13 protein-coding genes and 1 pseudogene are annotated in these 15,620 nt (G+C 63.6%); 9 read left to right on the top strand and 5 right to left on the bottom strand.

The genetic code is table 11. From position 1 onward, the window contains the following. The first annotated feature begins 67 nt into the window (after window positions 1–67). A complete protein-coding gene (locus tag ACTJKX_RS13410; protein ID WP_440725544.1) occupies window positions 68–1,648 on the top strand; it encodes an alkaline phosphatase D family protein in 1,581 nt (526 codons plus the stop codon). Between the two features lie 204 nt (window positions 1,649–1,852). Here ACTJKX_RS13410 and ACTJKX_RS13405 read toward each other — a convergent pair whose 3' ends face one another. From ACTJKX_RS13405 to dctP, 5 genes and pseudogenes are all read right to left on the bottom strand, one after another. Next, window positions 1,853–3,370 carry a malonate--CoA ligase gene (locus ACTJKX_RS13405; protein ID WP_440725543.1) on the bottom strand — a complete coding sequence of 506 codons (1,518 nt, stop codon included), beginning with the start codon at window positions 3,368–3,370 and terminating at the stop codon, window positions 1,853–1,855. Window positions 3,371–3,380: 10 nt separating this feature from the next. Beyond that, the gene (locus tag ACTJKX_RS13400; protein ID WP_311935356.1) at window positions 3,381–4,805 is read right to left on the bottom strand and encodes a malonyl-CoA decarboxylase; all 1,425 of its coding nucleotides are present in this window, start codon (window positions 4,803–4,805) and stop codon (window positions 3,381–3,383) included. Window positions 4,806–4,832: 27 nt separating this feature from the next. Beyond that, complete coding sequence (locus tag ACTJKX_RS13395; RefSeq protein WP_440725580.1) at window positions 4,833–6,176, bottom strand: TRAP transporter large permease; 1,344 nt, start codon at window positions 6,174–6,176, stop codon at window positions 4,833–4,835. A 96-nt stretch (window positions 6,177–6,272) separates the two neighbouring features. Next, a pseudogene (locus ACTJKX_RS13390) lies at window positions 6,273–6,698 on the bottom strand (TRAP transporter small permease); the annotation flags it as partial. 91 nt (window positions 6,699–6,789) lie between these two features. After that, on the bottom strand, window positions 6,790–7,830 hold the full coding sequence (gene dctP, locus ACTJKX_RS13385; RefSeq protein WP_440725542.1) for a TRAP transporter substrate-binding protein DctP: 1,041 nt from the start codon (window positions 7,828–7,830) through the stop codon (window positions 6,790–6,792). Between the two features lie 161 nt (window positions 7,831–7,991). Between dctP and ACTJKX_RS13380 the strand changes: the two genes are divergently transcribed. The 8 genes from ACTJKX_RS13380 (at window position 7,992) to ACTJKX_RS13345 (ending at window position 15,620) form a co-directional block, all read left to right on the top strand. Next, on the top strand, window positions 7,992–8,651 hold the full coding sequence (locus tag ACTJKX_RS13380) for a GntR family transcriptional regulator (protein WP_311935360.1): 660 nt from the start codon (window positions 7,992–7,994) through the stop codon (window positions 8,649–8,651). A 566-nt stretch (window positions 8,652–9,217) separates the two neighbouring features. After that, window positions 9,218–11,098 carry an autotransporter outer membrane beta-barrel domain-containing protein gene (locus ACTJKX_RS13375; protein WP_440725541.1) on the top strand — a complete coding sequence of 627 codons (1,881 nt, stop codon included), beginning with the start codon at window positions 9,218–9,220 and terminating at the stop codon, window positions 11,096–11,098. A gap of 163 nt (window positions 11,099–11,261) precedes the next feature. Next, entirely contained in the window at window positions 11,262–11,996 is a 735-nt protein-coding gene (locus ACTJKX_RS13370; protein WP_440725540.1) for a FadR/GntR family transcriptional regulator, read from the top strand. Continuing rightward, entirely contained in the window at window positions 11,993–12,811 is an 819-nt protein-coding gene (locus tag ACTJKX_RS13365; RefSeq protein ID WP_440725539.1) for an inositol monophosphatase family protein, read from the top strand. Before ACTJKX_RS13370 ends, ACTJKX_RS13365 begins: the two co-directional genes overlap by 4 nt. A gap of 157 nt (window positions 12,812–12,968) precedes the next feature. Further along, complete coding sequence (locus tag ACTJKX_RS13360; RefSeq protein WP_440725538.1) at window positions 12,969–13,943, top strand: MBL fold metallo-hydrolase; 975 nt, start codon at window positions 12,969–12,971, stop codon at window positions 13,941–13,943. 32 nt (window positions 13,944–13,975) lie between these two features. Beyond that, window positions 13,976–14,440 (top strand): tetratricopeptide repeat protein, encoded by a 465-nt coding sequence (locus ACTJKX_RS13355; RefSeq protein ID WP_367623154.1) that lies wholly within the window; start codon window positions 13,976–13,978, stop codon window positions 14,438–14,440. Window positions 14,441–14,533: 93 nt separating this feature from the next. After that, window positions 14,534–14,980 carry a DoxX family protein gene (locus ACTJKX_RS13350; RefSeq protein WP_440725537.1) on the top strand — a complete coding sequence of 149 codons (447 nt, stop codon included), beginning with the start codon at window positions 14,534–14,536 and terminating at the stop codon, window positions 14,978–14,980. Between the two features lie 226 nt (window positions 14,981–15,206). Next, the gene (locus ACTJKX_RS13345; RefSeq protein WP_440725536.1) at window positions 15,207–15,620 is read left to right on the top strand and encodes a DUF3592 domain-containing protein; all 414 of its coding nucleotides are present in this window, start codon (window positions 15,207–15,209) and stop codon (window positions 15,618–15,620) included.

Here is a 15,620-nt window from a genome sequence, read left to right as displayed (position 1 = left end):
AACCATTTGACATGCCACTGTCATGTCGATGGCCAAGAAGGAGCGCATTTCAAGCTGGAGAGTCGCCATGCGCTTCATCGAAAGACCTCTGTCCCGCCGCCGCTTCCTTACCGCAACAGCCGCAACCGGCCTGCTCGGGGCCACGGGCACGTTCGCCATGCCGGGCCTGTCCCGCGCCGCCGACCGCCCCGAAGTTACGGCCGGCCTGCAGTCGGGTGACGTCGCCGGCGACAGGGCGGTGCTGTGGTCGCGCACGGACCGCCCGGCCAATGCGATCTTCGAATGGTCGACGACCGAGAGCTTCAAGACGGTGAACCGGCTGCCGACGGTGACCGCCTCGCCCGAGACCGACTACACCGTGAAGGTCCTGGCCGAAGGCTTACCGGCCGATCAGGAGATCTTCTACCGCGTGCGCTTCCAGGATCTCGCCCATACCAGCGTCGAGAGCGAAGTGGTCACTGGGCACCTGCGTTCGGCCCCGGCAGGACTGCGTGACGTCTCCTTCGTCTGGTCCGGCGACACGGCCGGCCAGGGCTGGGGCATCGATGCCGACCGCGGCGGCATGAAGATCTATTCGGCCATGCTCAAGCACAATCCGGATTTCTTCATCCATTCGGGCGACAACATCTATGCTGACGGCGTGATCAAGCCCGAGGTGAAGCTGCCGGACGGCACCATCTGGAAGAACATCGTCACGCCGGAAAAGTCCAAGGTCGCCGAGACCCTCGACGAATATCGCGGACAGTACAAATACAACCTCGTGGACAAGAACTTCCGCGCTCTCTACCAGCAGGTTCCGGTCATCACCCAGTGGGACGACCATGAGGTGACCAACAACTGGTCGTCCTCCAAGGACCTGCTCAGCGACGATCGCTACAAGGAAAAGTCGATTGCGGCCCTGGCGGCGCGCGCCGCACAGGCCTTCCACGAATATATGCCGATCGCCACCACGCTGGCCGAACCGCGCCGGGTCTATCGCAAGATCCCATACGGCCCGCTGCTCGACGTCTTCATGCTCGACATGCGTACCTATCGCGGCCCGAACGGCGCCAATCTGCAGACCACCGAAGGCGGGGAAGAGGCCTTCCTCGGCGCCGAGCAGCTTGCCTGGCTCAAGCGTGAGCTCGCCAATTCCAAGGCGACCTGGAAGGTGATCGCCGCCGACATGCCGCTGGCTCTGGTGGTGTGGGACAAGGCCGACCAGAAGAAGGGCTTCGAGGCCGTCTCGAACAACGACAATGGCAAGCCGCTCGGCCGCGAGCTCGAATTCGCCGATCTCCTGCGCTTCATCAGGGCGGCCGGCGTCAAGAACACGGTATGGCTGACGGCGGACGTCCACTACACCGCCGCCCATTACTACAACCCGGACAAGGCGGCCTTCCAGGATTTCGACCCCTTCTGGGAATTCGTCTCCGGTCCGCTCCACTCGGGCACGTTCGGCCCCAACGACCTCGACATGACCTTCGGGCCCGAGCTCAAATATGTGAAGGCACCGGAAGGCGGCCAGCAGAACCTGTCGCCCGCGGCCGGCCTGCAATTCTTCGGCCATGTCGCCATCGCCGCCGACACGCGGGTGATGACCGTCACCCTGCGCGACGCCGCCGATGCGGCATTGTGGTCGACGCAGCTCGAGCCGAAGCTGGGTTGAGGCCGAAAACCTTCTCCCCTTGCGGGAGAAGGTGCCGTAGCGTGGTCCCATAAGGACCACGCGTTCAAGTAAAGAACGTGGGGGCGGATGAGGGGTGTTGGCGCATGTCTTGGAAGGTCATGCTTCTCCCCTCATTCCCCTGCCGGGACCTCTAGTCAACTCAAGAGAGTTGACGATACCCGCAGGGGGAGAAGGCCACCATACTCATCCCCGCACGTAAAGATCCTTGTAGGTCGTCTGCAGCACGTTCTTCTGGACCTTGCCCATGGTGTTACGCGGCAACTCGTCGACGAAGAGCACGCGCTTGGGCTGCTTGAACTTGGCAAGGCGCCCCTCCAGGGTCTGGAGGATCGTCCGCTCCTCCACCGTGGCGCCGGGCTTGCGCACCACGACTGCCGTCACCCCCTCGCCGAAATCGGCATGCGGCACGCCGATGACGGCGCTTTCGAACACGCCGGGAATGCCGTCGATCTCCGTCTCCACTTCCTTGGGATAGACGTTGTAGCCACCTGTAATCACCAGGTCCTTGCCGCGCCCGACGATATGGACATAACCATCGGCGTCGATCTTGCCGAGATCGCCGGTGATGAAGAAACCATCCGGCCGAAACTCGGACCTGGTCTTTTCCGGCATGCGCCAATAGCCCTTGAACACGTTGGGGCCCTTCACCTCGATCATGCCGATCTCGCCCTGCGGCAGAGGCTCGCCCGTCTCGGGCTTCACGATGCGCAGGGAGATACCCGGCAGGGGCATGCCGACGGCGCCGGCCACGCGCGCGCCGTCATAGGGGTTGGAGGTGATCATATTGGTTTCGGTCATGCCGTAACGCTCGAGAATGGCATGGCCCGTACGCGCTCTCCATTGCTCATGAGTCTCCGACAGCAAGGGAGCCGATCCCGACACGAACAGCCGCATATGGGCGGTCGCCTCGGGCGTGAGGCCCTCCTGCTGCAGGAGGCGCACATAGAAGGTCGGCACGCCCATCATGGAGGTGGCCTTGGGCAGGTGGTGCAGCACTTCCGCCGCATCGAAGCGCGGCAGGAAGATCAGCGAGGAGCCCGCCATCAAGATGGTGTTGATGGCCACGAACAGGCCATGCGTATGAAAGATCGGCAAAGCGTGCAGCAGCACGTCGGCCTGGCTGAAACGCCAATAGTCGGCCAGGGTGACGGCGTTGGACGCCAAGTTTCCATGCGTCAACATCGCGCCCTTGGAGCGCCCCGTGGTGCCGGACGTGTAGAGCAGCGCCGCCAGGTCGTCCTCGCCGCGCGCGACGTCGTCGAAACTTTCCGGTGCGCCTTTCGCCGCCTCGGCGAGCGACCCGTCGTCATGGCTTCCCAACGTCGCGACGGCGGCACCGAGCCGGGTGCCGATCTCGCCGAGTTCGCCCGCCTTTTCCGGTGCGCAGACCAGCAGGCGCGGTTCGGCATCGCCGACGAAATAGTCGAGCTCGGCCTTGGTATAGGCGGTGTTGAGAGGCACGAACACCGCACCGGCCCGCACACAGGCAAGATAGAGAAACACCGCTTGCGGGCTCTTCTCGACCTGGACGACCACGCGATCGCCAGTCTCGACCCCGTAGCCGCGCAAGGCATTGGCATAGCGACCCGACCAGGCGAGCACGGCGCCATAGTCGAAGCCGCTGCCGTCGGCGAGGGTCAGGAAGGGTTTCCCCGGTTCCGGCATCCGGGAACGGATCAGGGTGAAGAGATGGTTCGACACGCAAATTTCCTCAGGGATTGGATGACGGCCGGCCGGCCGTTTTGGAGTTGGCAGCGGGCGGCGGCAAGGCCGGTACGGCCGGCTTGCGACGCGCGGGCTTCGCTTCCACGGTTTTCAGGAGCTTGCGCACGGCCGGGCTCGCGGCGATGACGCCCTGATTGGCGAAAGCCTCGTGATTGGCCTCGATGGCATCGAGATCGTAGAGGTAGTTGACCATGAGGCCGCCGGCCTGGCGCAGCCCGTTCGGCGAAACGTCGCCGCGCCAGTTGATGCGTTCGAGACGGGCGCCATTGCCGAGATGGAAGCGCGCCACCGGATCGACCGGCGCGCCCGACGATGTTCTTGCAGCGAGGAAATAATGGGCGGCAGCCGCGAGCTGCGCCTCGCGCATGGTCTCCGTCGGCCCGGTGCCACCCTGTTCGGCCGGCCTGAACAGCCCCTCCAGCACCGTCAGATCGGCCACGCCAGGAATATGCGGCTCCTCCTTGGCGAGTTCGCGCTTAAGCCAGCCCATGAAGCCGGGAACCGGCGACAGGGTGACGAAATTCTTCAGCTTCGGCAGGTCGCGCCTCAGTTCCTCGACCACCTGCTTGATCAGGAGATTGCCGAAGGACACGCGGCGCAGGCCGACCTGGCAGTTGGAGATCGAGTAGAACACCGCGGTAGTCGCATCCTCGGCCCGGATCGGCTTGCGTTCGAGATCGAGCAGAGGCGCGATCGTCCCCGGTATGTCCTGCGTCAGGGCGACCTCGACGAACACCAGCGGCTCATCCGCCATCTGCGGATGGAAAAAGGCGAAGCAACGCCGGTCCGAAGGCTCCAGCCGACTGCGCAGATCGTCCCAGCTATGGATGGTATGCACCGCCTCATACTGGATGATCTTGGCCAGGATGTTCGCCGGCGTCGTCCAGTCGATCCGCTTCAGCATCAGGAAGCCCCGGTTGAACCAGGACGAGAACAGATGGGCGAGATCCGCATCGAGGGCCTCCAGCTTCTCATTACCCGGCAGGCCGGCGAGTACGTCCTCGCGCAGCCGTACCAGGGCAGCCGTGCCCCCGGCGGGGCGGTTGAGCCGGCGGAAGAGCTCCTGGCGCCTCGGCTCGGCGGCAACGCTGAGCTCGGCCATGGCCCGGGGCGACTTGTCCTGCAGATAGGCCTCGATCGCCGCATCGAGGCGCGGCTGGTCGGGGCCGAAACCGTCGGCCAGCGCCGCCAGATGGTGCCGCCTTTGTTCCTCATCGGCCGCGGCATAGGCGTCGAGCCATTGCTGCGCCAGGGCAACACCGGAAACTTCGCCCCGGCCGGTCAGCAACGCATTGCTGAGGGCCAGCAGATCGGCCGATCGCACCGGGGATGCGGGGCGTTCGAGGCCGATGAGGCCCCTTCCCCGTTCGGCGACCGCTTCCAGGAATTCCTGCAGGAAGTTTCTGCTCATCGCTGTTCACCATGCCAATTCATTGGATTACCCCATGATCAGACCGGGCAGCCAAGTGGCGAGGCCGGGGATCAGGCAGGCCAGCACCACCGCCAACGCCATCAATCCGACGAAAGGCAGCGTCCCGCGCATGATATCCCCGAGCGGGATGTCCGGCGCGATATTCTTGATCACGAAGATGTTGAGCCCGACCGGCGGATGAATCAGGCCCATCTCCATGACGATGGTCATCACCACACCAAACCAGATCAGGTCGAAGCCGGCCGCTTTCAAGGGCGGCAGGATGATCGGCGCCGTCATCAGGATGATCGAGACCGGCGGCAGGAAGAAGCCGAGGACGACCACGAAGAGCAGGATGGCGGTGAGCAGCAGCCATTTCGACAGGTTCAGGCTGATGATCCAGGCGGCCGCCGACTGGCTGATCTGCAGATAGCTCATCACATAGGAATAGAGCAGCGACATGCCGATGATCATCAACAGCATGGTCGATTCCCTGAGCGTGCCGGAGAGGATCGGCATCACCTTGGAGGGCCGCCAGATGCCGTACATGGCCGAGATCACCACCAAGGCGAGCACGGCGCCGACGCCGGCCGTCTCCGAGGGCGTCGCCCAGCCGGCATAGAGCACCACCATCACGCCGGCGAGGATGGAGACGAAAGGCACCACCCAGCCGATCATGCGAAGCTTCTGGGCGAAGGTATAGCTCTCCTCGTGCAGGATGGCCGAACGCACGCCGGTGCGCTCGGCCTGGACCAGGGCCTGCCGCTTCTCCTTGCGGTAATGCAGCATGGCGTAGATGGCGAACATCGTCATCAGGAGCAGGCCGGGACCGATTCCGGCCAGGAACAGCTTGCCGAGCGATACCTCCGCCGCCACCGCATAGAGCAGCATGGTGACCGAGGGCGGCAGGAGGATGCCGAGCGTACCGCCGGCCGCGATGATCCCCGCGGCAAAGCCGCCCGAATAGCCGCGGGCCCGCATCTCGGGGATGCCGGCGGCGCCGATGGCCGAGCAGGTTGCGGGCGAGGAGCCCGCCATGGCCGCGAACAGGCCACAGGCCACCGTGTTGGCGACGCCCAGCCCGCCCGGAATGCGATAGAGCCAGGCATGCAAGGCCGAGTAGAGGTCCTTGCCGGCATTGGAACGGCCGATCGCCGCCCCCTTCAGGATAAAGAGCGGGATAGCAAGAATGATGACATTGGCCAGTTCCTCGTAGAAATTCTGTGCCAGCGTGTCGATCGAGGCCGCTGGCATGAACAGGATCATGAAGGTCAATGCCACCACGCCAAGCGCGAAGGCGATCGGCATGCCCGAGAACAGCACGATCAGTGTTGCCGCGCAGTAGGCGACGCCGATGCCCCATTGGGGCAGGCCGGTCAGCAGCGGCAGCGGCGGCCGAGACCATAGGCCGAAGGCAACCACCGCGAGCAGCACGATGATGCACACCGGAAGCGATCGTTCAGCCACCTGCAGGGCGACCTGCGCAGCCAGCAGCACCATGCCTGCCGTCAGCAGGGAATAGGGAATCCACAGAGGCGGGCCCCAGGCCGAATGCGAGGTCTGCTCGTCCACCCAGGCTTCGTGCAGCAGCGAGCCCGATTTCCAGGCGAACAGCACGCAGAAGAACAGCACCAGCGCATCGACAACCAGCCGCCTGGTGCCGGCGGCAGCCGGCAACCAATGGTCGAGGATGTCGATGCCGACATGGCCGCGCACCGCCTGCACCGAGGCCGCCGACAGGAAGATGGCGCCGGCGATCAGGTAGATGGTGACCTCATCCTGCCAGAGCACCGACTGGCGCGTCACATGCCCGGTGATGACACCGAAGGTGAGGACGATGGCCGCTGCCAGCAGAGCCACGGCCGACAGCCGGAAGGCGACGGCGTTGACCATCCCGAACACCCGCCGCGCCCCACCTGCCTGCTCCGCCGGGCCGGCTTCGTCGGCGGCAAGGATGGCGTCATGCTGGATCGAGCCGCCCATCTCACGCCACCTTCTGTGCGAGCTTCAGCAACTCCGCAGCTTCGCTCGAGCGCGCCGCATAATCCTTCCAGGAACTGGCTTCGGCGATCTTGCGCCACTCGGCGAGGTCGGCCGCACTGAAATCGGCTACTTCGACACCCTTGGCGGCATAGACCTTGGCGACCTCCTCGTCGTCATGCTGCGCCTGCTTGGTGGCCCAGCCTTCCATTTCGGCGCCGACGTCGAGCAGCACCTTCTGCTGATCGGCCGGCAGGGCGTCGAAGATGGTCTTCGACATCAGCAGCGGTTCGAGCATGAACCAGAAGGAGCCTTTTCGCGCCGAGGTCAGCGATTTGGCGAGTTCCTCCAGGCGGAACGAGATCAGGCTGGTCGACGAAGTCACGGCCGCGTCGAGCGCACTGGTCTGCATGCCGATATAGATTTCGTTCGAGGGCATGGTGGAGACCTGTGCCCCGGCAGCGGTGAACATCAGGTCCATTTCGCGGCTGCCGCCACGGATCTTCAACCCCTTGGAGCTGTCGGGCGTCAGCACCGGCTTGCCGCGGGAGGCGACGCCGCCGCCCTGCCAGACCCAGGCGATGATCTTGATGCCCTTGGCCTCCAGGATGCCGGAGAGCGCCTTGCCGATCTCGGCATTCTTCCAGGCGGCGCCCTGCTCATAGCTCGTCACCAGGCAGGGCATCAGGCCCAGATTGGTGGCGTGCAGTTCACCCCCTGCATAGGCGACCGGAAACAGCGACATGTCCAAGGCGCCGCGGCGCATGGCCGAGAACTGCGCATTGGTCTTCATCAGCGAGGCATTGGCGTAGACGTCGAATTTCAGGGCACCGCTGGTGCGCTTCTCCACCTCGGTGGCGAAGATGCGGCAGAGTCGGTCGCGAAAATCGCCCTGCTCGGCCGTGCCGCCGGGAAATTGATGCGACATCTTCAGCGTGGTGGCGGCGCGGGCAGCGCCGGCGGACCGGATGACCAATGGCGTTGCAAGTGCGGCAGTCAGGATCTGCCTCCGGGTAAGCGACATCTGCCTCAAGGCACGTGACATGGCGTTTTCCTCTTCAATCCATCCGAGGCTGGCTGGTTCCGCCTGCGGTTGCATTCATCATTATTGCAGTTTTGAAACAGTTACAATAAAATTGTATACAAGTTTTGCGTGATTGACTCCGTTGTCCCGGGAGTCGTACGAAATTGCGGAGGATATCGGCCATGAACGAAAAACCCGCGACGCGCCTGCGCAATCAGATCGAGGAAGAAATCGCCACCGGGGTATTCAAGCCCGGCGATCGGCTCGACGAGGTCTCGCTGGCAGCCCGGTTCGGGGTCTCGCGCACGCCGATCCGCGAGGCTCTCCAGCAATTGGCGGCTGCCGGCCTTGTCGAGATTCGCCCCCATCGTGGTGCCATCGTCAGTGCTCCCGATCCCAAGCGCCTGATCGACATGTTCAGCCTGATGGCCGAATTCGAGGCGATCTGCGGGCGCCTCGCAGCCCGCCGCCTGCTGCCGGGCGACGAGGCCGCGCTGAAAGAGACACTGGAAGCCTGCCGCAAGGCGGCCGACAGCGGCGACATGGATGTCTATTACTACGAGAACGAGCGCTTCCACCGCGCCATCTATGTCGCCAGTGGCAACGACTTCATCGCCGAACAAGCCACCGCCCTGCACAAGCGCCTCGCCCCGTTCCGCCGGCTGCAACTGCGCGTACGCAACCGCATGCGCACCTCACTGGCCGAGCATGAGGCCATCGTCGACGCTTTGCTCGCCGGTGACAGTACCCTCGCCTCCACGCGCCTCTACGACCATGTCGCGGTGCAGGGCGAGCGTTTCACCGACCTGATCGCCTCGCTCAATCGGGCGGCGGCCGAGTAAATCCGGCGTTTCAGCACCATCCCCGCCCCCCTTCAGCACCCGTCGCCCTCGGCAGACAGGGCGGGTATCCGCCCGTCCTCTCGATCCACAGGCGGGCCATCTCTATTCTTCATATTATTCATACTAATGTCACGAGCCGGCCCTATGAAGCCCACAACGCGCTCGCCGTCGAGACTCATGCCGAATTGATCGGGCAAAAGTGTCCAAGCGGCCAACCCGTGACCAGGCATAAGTTACAATTGACAGGATCCAAGGCTTAACGCGCTATTTCGTTGAGATCATAGTGTCCGCTCTGCGGATGACGGTACGAACCGGCAACCGAATGCTTTGTTTGTACCAGGCACACGTCGGCATGGAATTTTCCATACTGGCATGACTTCCATATCTGCTTCCCATTATCCAGGGCGAGGCCATTGTCCGGCGCCCATCGGGAGGCCATGGCCCGGCGGCAGCCGCCACCGGCCGAGCTAGCTCGTCACCCACCCAATCCGAACATCATCGCCGGCTTGCAGGCCGGCGAACGCTGCCGCGCAACCACAAGAACCTGCCCACGAGAGAACGAGACCATGTCCTCCATCGCCCTTGATAGGCCCAAGAAACAGCCTGATCTGTTCCGCAAGCTTGCATGGCCCTGCCTTGTCTGTGCTCCGCTTCTCGCCGCCGCCAGCCTGCCGGCCCTCGCGGTCGAGCCCTGGATCATGGTCGAGAAATCACTGTTCTCCGGCGTAGACGCCTCCCGCGGGCAAGGCGTCACCACCGATGGCACCAATTGGTATTTTTCCGGCACCAATGCCCTGGAAATGACCAACGGCGCCTTCGATCCAAAATTGCTGGTTACCCCCGCCATTCCGGATGCCCTGAAGAACCCTTCGCAATATTCCGATATCGGGCTCAACCATATCGGCGACATCGACTATGCTGATGGCAAGCTCTACATCTCGCTCGATACGAGCAACCGCTCGCCGACCACCAACGGGAAATATGAAAGGCCGGTCTTCGCGATCTACGACGCCAAGACACTGACCTATCTCGGCCAGGCCTTCGCCCTCAGTCCTCCCCATGGCACGCATGACGTCGCCAGCTGGGTGGCCGTCGACGCCAAGAACGGCGTCGGCTACGGCATGGCCTACGAGAACGCCACGGAACTCGCCGTCTACAACCTTTCGGACTGGTCGTTCCAGAAATACATTCCCTTGTCGCAGACCATCGATCAGGCACAGGGGGGTAAGATCTTCAATGGCTGGATGTATTTTTCGACCGATAACGACCAGAAGCTGATCTACCGCGCCAATCTGCTGACGGGCCAGGTTGAACTCATCGGCAATCTCAAGATCGATGGCGAGCAGGAGGTCGAGGGCCTGGTCTTCAAGAACACGCCCGACGGTTGGTCGATGCATATCCTGAACCGGGAGGAAGACCCGAACCATCCGGGCGAGACTGCGATCGGCTTCTACCGCTATGTACGTCCCTACGGGAATGCGCTTTCGGGCGAAATCCATGCCGATATCAAGGGCGCCTTCATCGAAGACAGCCGCTACCCGCGCGATGCCGCCAACCGGCGCCTGCGCTCGGCCTTCGGCGGTATCGCCGGAACGTCGGGCGGGGCCGCCACGGGCAGCACCGACGGTATCGTCGTCTGGGGCACGCCTTTCGCCGCCACCGGCAGAGCCAAGGGTTCGGGCGACGCGGCCTCCTTCGATCGCACCAGCGGCGGTTTCATCGGCGGTATCGACGCGCCGGTCGGGGACTGGCGCGTCGGCGTCCTCGCCGGCTACAGCCATACGAGTTTCGACGTCTCCGCCCGGACCTCCGACGGCTCCAGCAACAACTACCAGCTCGGCCTCTATGGCGGCACGCAATGGGGACAGCTCGGCTTTCGTACCGGCGCCATCTATGGCTGGCATAATGTCGATACCAAGCGCGATGTCGTATTCCCGGCCTTCCGCGAGAGGCTTTCAGGGCAGTACGATGCCGCGACGGCGCAGGCCTTCGGTGAACTCAGCTACCGCTTCGATCTGGGCCGGAGCGCCTTCGAGCCTTTCGCCAATCTCGCTTATGTCCATCTGGACACGAATGGTTTTGCCGAGAAGGGCGGCACCACGGCCGCGCTGACAGCCCAGAAGAGTTCAGCAGACACCGTCTACACCACATTGGGCCTCCATGCCTCGACCGGTTTCGACCTCGCCGGGACCACGCTGACCCTGCGCGGCACGCTCGGCTGGCAGCACGCCTTCGACGACGTCACCCAGAATGCAAAGCTCGCCTTCAACAACGGCTCGTCCTTCACGATAGCGGGCGCCCCGCTCGCCAAGGATGCGCTGGCGATCGAGGCCGGCGTCGACATCGCACTTGCCCCCAACACAACCTTGGGCGCCTCCTATTCGGGCCAGCTTGCCAGCCACACCCAAGGCCATGCCTTCAAGGTCAATCTCGACATGAGGCTGTGATCTTAAGGATCCCAGGGCGGTGGGGATTGGACGCAGCGGCTTTACCAAGGCAAGCTCGCCATGCCACCTCACCGCCATCGTCCCAAGGTGCTTATCCGCGGCGTGATACGCAGCTAACAGGAATAGAATGAAGAATGCAGCCTTTCCTTCCAAGGTTTCACCCATGAGCTCTCTGGGAGGGAACGCCACCGGCACCAGCCTCTATTCGCGCCTCCTCAACGACATCGGCCAGAGTATCGTACGGGGTGACCTCGCCCCGGGCGACCAGTTGCCCAATGCCGATGACTGGAGTGCCGCCCACAGCGTGAGCCGCACGGTGCTGCGGGAAGTCGTCAAGGTGCTCGCCAACAAGGGCATGGTGGAGATGCGCCCCAAGGTGGGCACGCGCGTGCGCGCCCGCGAAGACTGGAACTTCCTCGATCCCGACGTGCTGGTCTGGCGCTACGGACCAAGAACCACGGCCGAGGAGGCTCGCTCCCTGTTCGAGCTCCGGCGTGCCATCGAGCCGATGGCCGCCGCCCTGGCGGCCGAGCGGGCCAGCGAGGAGCAGATCGCGCAGTTGCGCCTCCTGCTCTCGCGCATGGAGCAGGCCGGTGACGACAGCGAACGCTTCGCCGTGCCGGATCTCGCCTTCCATCAGGCTATCCTGCGCATGTCCGGCAACGAATTGATCGGCTCGCTTGCAGCACTGATCGAGACAGCACTGATGATCAGCTTCCGCCTGACGGACGACAATCCCGGGGGCCAGAGCCACTCGCTTGCTTTGCACCAGGCCGTCGTCGACAACATTGCAAGACGAGATCCGATCGCCACCGCCAAGGCCATCACCTCCCTGCTCGACGAGGCGGAGGAGGACGTCAAGCGCTCCCTGGTGGCAAGGCGCGAACGGAAATCATGACCGGCAACGACATCGACCGGCGGCATCGCTTTGCCCAGGACTGCGCCCGGCAGGCCGGGGCGATCGCGCGTCACTACTTCCGCTCCGGCGAGGCCCTGTCCAGCGCCGAAAAAGGCCCGCACGATCCGGTGACCCAGGCCGATCTGGAAATCGATCGTTTCCTGATCGATCAACTTGCCGGAGCGTTTCCGGCCGACGGCATCCTGACCGAGGAAACCGGCGGCGCGCCCGCACGCCATCTGTGGGTGATCGACCCGATCGACGGTACCCTGAACTTTGCCCGCGGCGTCGCCCATTTCGCCATGTCGATCGCCTTTTGCGTCGACGGCCAGACGGAAAGCGGCGTCGTCTACGATCCCGTCAGCAACGAGATCTTCACCGCCCGGCGCGGCCAGGGTGCCTTCTGCAATGGCAGGCCCATCCGGGTTCGGGCGGCACGCGGCCCCTCTGATGCGATTGTCGATGCGGGATATTCGCTCCGACATCCTGCCGCCGACTATCTCGGGCTGATCGGCAACCTGCTTGGCCAGGGCTATGCCTTCGTCCAGAACGGCTCCGCGGCGATGGGACTGGCAGCGGTCGCCTGCGGGCGCATCGACGGCTTCTGTGAGCTTTCCCTCAAGAGCTGGGACGTTCTCGCCGGCCTGCTGCTGGTCGAGGAGGCCGGCGGCTGGACCAGCGATTTTCCGCACGGTCCCGGCCTGCTGGAGAACCACAAGGTCCTCGCCTGTACCCCTTCCATTCGCCAATCCCTGCAAGATCTCATGCTGGCGGCGACGACACCACGCGGAGAGACACTCCTTTCGTCCCGCTAGAACAGGCGCGGAACGGCCTCAGCGCGCCCATAGGCTTTTTAAAAAACTTTGCGGCGGGCGGGAATAATTCCGCACGCCGCCGGGTCTGGTCACTCAACGGAGGCACTGACAGCCCGTGCCGCCGTCCGGCATGAGCCGTTGAACAGGAGTGACCAGAATGCTGAAGATGACGCGCCGTACGGTGCTGGGTTCTGCGGCGGCAGCCGCAGCGTTCGGCCTGGCGGGAAGACTTGAATTCATAGCCCCTGCCCTCGCCCAGACTGCGGTCGAGCCCAGCGTGGGCTTCTACAAATACAAGGTCGGATCCATCGAGGTGACAGCCATCTATGATGGCATCTGGCGCAAGCCCCACGACCCGACCTTCATCAAGAACGCCTCGGTGGAAGATACCAAGGCGGCCCTGTCCAAGGCCGGCCTGACCACCGAATTCATGCCGATCCCCCTCACGGTTGTCGTGCTCAAGGTCAATGGCAAGTTGATCATGATGGATGCCGGCTCGGGCATCGGGCAATGGCAGGCCAATGCCACGCATCTGCCGGCCAACATGGCCGCAGCCGGCATCGACTACAAGGCGATCGACACCATCATGATCTCGCATTTCCATCCTGACCATGTGTGGGGCTTGATGGAAAAGGGCACCAATGCACCGGTCTTCCCCAATGCGGAACTGATCGTCAGCGCTGCGGAATATAATTGGTGGACCGATCCCTCGCGTGTCGAGAAGCTCGCCGAAGGGCGGCGGCCCGCCGGCAAGCGCATCGTCGAGAACTTTCCGAAATGGAAGAACTGGAAGCTGGTGCAGGACGGAGCGGAAGTCGCGCCCGGCATCCGGATCCTGTCGGCACCCGGCCACACGCCGGGGCATTCGGTCTATCTTGTCGGCTCGGGCAACGAGCAGTTCATGGTCTCGGCCGACATCATGTATGTGCCCGCTCTGCTCGCCCCCCATCCCGATTGGCAAGGCGCCTATGACCAGGATGGCCCGATGGCCATTGCCACCCGGCGCAAGCTCATCGACCGGGTGATCGCCGACAACATCCGGATCTGCGGCTCGCATTTCCCGTTCCCCGGCAGCGGAACCTTCGTGAAGGACGGCAACGCCTACGGCTTCACGCCGACCGTACAGCTCTGAAACCCGACATTCCCGCCCTCAGGAGAAAAATCATGCTGAAATACGCAGTCACGACTGCGGTGGCCACGCTGGCATTGGCCGCGGTCACCACCACGTTGCTCTCGATACCCGCCTACGCCGTCGACAACATCGAATCCACCGACGCGCCGGACCTGACCTCCGTCAAGGCCAAGATCGAGGCCAAGAACTACACCGGCGCCCTGGAGGAACTGCGGGGCCTGGCCGAAGACACCCAGCAGGCCGACGTCTACAATTTGCTCGGCTTCACGCTGCGCAAGACCGGTGATTACCAGACGGCGCTGACCTACTACACCAAGGCGCTGGAGTTGCAGCCCGGCCACAAGGCTGCCCGGGAATATCTCGGCGAGCTCTATGTCGAGACCGGCGACGTCGACAAGGCCAAGGTGCAATTGTCGGAACTCGGCAAGCTGTGCCCCCAGGGCTGCGAGGAACTCGAAGACCTGCAGAAGGCCATCGACACCAAGGTGACGAAATGACCTGGGTGACGAAATGACCTGGGTGACGAAATGACCTGCGAGCCGGCGGGCGCCAAGGCCCCTGCCGGCCTCCTTCCGTCGGAGGTGGCTGCAATGACCCCAATCAGCAAGATCAAGCCAGGGCTCACCGATGCCGTGCTGCTCGCCGGCCGGCTGCTGCTTGCCCTGATCTTCATTCACGAAGGCACGACCCTGGCGCTGCATTTCATGCGCACCGTTGAGGCCATGGCCGTGGTCGGCATCAGCGCCCCCCTGGTCGTGGGCGTCATCGCGCTGCAACTGGGTGCAGGCTTGGCCCTCACTTTGGGTGTGTTCGCCCGCATCGGTGCCATCATGCTCGGCCTGTTCTGCCTCGCCACGGCAACGCTCTTCCACATGGACTTCTCGAGCCAGAACGAATTGCTGCATTTCGAGAAGGACCTTGCCATCGCCGGCGGCATGTTCGTTCTATCGATTGCCGGATCCGGCGGATTCTCCCTGGATCGGCTGCTGCGGCAAATGCCCTCGGTGCCTGGTCCTTTGAGACGGATCCTGTTCTAGAGCGTGTCGTTTGATTGCCAACCCGGATTGTCGTCATTGCGAGCGTAGCGAAGCAATGACGGCTACTTCACCGCGTGAACATGGAATCGCAACTGAAATACCAGAACAAAAGACATTCCCAGCGGACCGCAACCAGCCGTTCTCGCAGCCAGCCTGTTCCCATGGGGCCGCAAGTGCCGTAAACCCCGGGCATCGGAATTGCGACTGGAACGAAATGATGGTGAGTGTGAAACGTGTCCAAGGCCCGGCAGCCTTGCGCGTCGTAGGGCGTACCTTCCTCATCCTGGGCTTCGTCGGACTGCTGGCTGCCCCGGTGCTCGGCATGAACGAATGGCGCAGCCCGCGCACGGCCTCCGCCGCGGGCACCATCGTCTCGGTCAATCCCTATCCGGTCGTCAGCTTCTCGACACCGCAGGGCAGTGTCATCCGCTTCACCAACCTCATGCGCAGTTCGCTCCTGCGCGAAGGCGACAGCGTGACCGTCGCCTATAATCCGGCCATTCCGACCGATGCCGCGCTCGAGGGTTTGCTCGGGCGCTGGTTCTTTGCAGGCCTTGCCGGCTTGCTCGGTGCGGCCTTCCTGCTGGTCGGCGGCCTCGTGACCATCATCGGCCGCAGGCGCACCGCCGGCAGGGTTTGA

The organism is Labrys sp. 22185 (assembly GCF_052045555.1).
GTDB classification, from domain to species: domain Bacteria; phylum Pseudomonadota; class Alphaproteobacteria; order Rhizobiales; family Labraceae; genus Labrys; species Labrys neptuniae.
Note: the sequence above shows the minus strand (reverse complement) of the source record. Positions and strands in the feature narration are given on the sequence as shown.